This is a genomic window from Plantactinospora sp. B6F1, from assembly GCF_040120695.1.
In the GTDB taxonomy this organism is placed as follows: Bacteria; Actinomycetota; Actinomycetes; order Mycobacteriales; family Micromonosporaceae; genus Plantactinospora.
In genome coordinates this window covers 1-1082 of record NZ_JBEEAC010000098.1, presented here as the reverse complement: position 1 = coordinate 1082, position 1082 = coordinate 1, and the positions used below count along the sequence as shown (strand labels likewise).

Annotated in this window: 1 protein-coding gene; it reads right to left on the bottom strand. The window is 64.6% G+C overall.

Going from position 1 to position 1082, the window contains the following annotated elements; genetic code table 11:
• Window positions 1–100 precede the first annotated feature (100 nt).
• On the bottom strand, window positions 101–925 hold the full coding sequence (locus ABNF97_RS33955) for a transposase family protein (protein ID WP_502930596.1): 825 nt from the start codon (window positions 923–925) through the stop codon (window positions 101–103).
• Window positions 926–1082 lie beyond the last annotated feature (157 nt).

The window sequence follows — 1082 nt, the reverse complement described above, 5'->3', positions numbered from 1 at the left end:
TGAAGTCACGGTCGAACCCCGGTGAGCTGACCGACACCCACTGAAGTGTTCGTTCCGCGCGTGCCGACATTCAGGGGCAGTGAAGTGAAGTGAAGTGATCTCAACGACTTTGCGGTAGGTACTTGTACTCGAAATGGGTCAGGTGCAAGGCTGCGGCGATGATGTCTCCGATTCGGCGGGGGCTGGCGGTCGTATGTCGTAGCGTCTTCCATCGTCCGATCAGGATCGCGAAGCCACGTTCTCCTTGCCAGCGCAGACCGCGTAGCAGCCGGTTGTAGGCGCGGTTGTCGGGTGCGAGCCGGCGACCGTCGGTGGGTTGCTTGACCGGGGTCTTGATGCCGTGGCCTGCGCTTTCGTAGCCGGAGTCGGCCAGGGTGGGCAGGTGGAGGTCAGCGGCGGCCCAGTTCAGGGCGGCGGTGATGCCCAGTTCGCGGGCGCAGCTGGTGTCGTGCAGATGCCCGGGCATCGCCGCCGAAGTCCAGATCGGTAGACCGTCGGGGCGCATGACAGCTTGGACGTTCGCGCCGAAGTCGCGGTGTTTTCCGGAGAACCAGGCGTCGATCACCTCGCCCTTGACCGACAGGGCCGTCTCGGCCAGCCGGTCGCAGTCGAACAGCTTCCCGTCGAGGATCACATGCGACCAGCCGTCGTCGGCGGCCCGACGCAGGGCGGTGTGCAGGTCGTTGGCCTGCGCGGCGAGCGCCGCGATGCCCTCGTCGCGGTAGCGGTACGCGGTTGCCCGGGAGATACCGAACCCGGCTGCCAACAAGGTCATGTCCTCGCCCTTGCGGAACCACACCAGCACCAACAACGCCTGGTAGAAGCAGGTCAAGGCGCGGGTACCCGAGCGCGTGCCCCGAGCCCGGCGCTCGGCGGCGAGAAGCCGGCCGAGGTAGCGCACAAGTTCCCTCGGAACGTCGACCATGGCACGATAGGCAATCACGTGGAGCCCTCTCGAAGACGTGTTTCTGTCGCAAGGACGTGTCTATCGATGGCTCCACGCCTGTTTCCACGGTCGTCCGACTCGACACTTTCGCCCGTGTCGCACCAATCAACCCTTATGTTTTGCTGAGATCAACTCA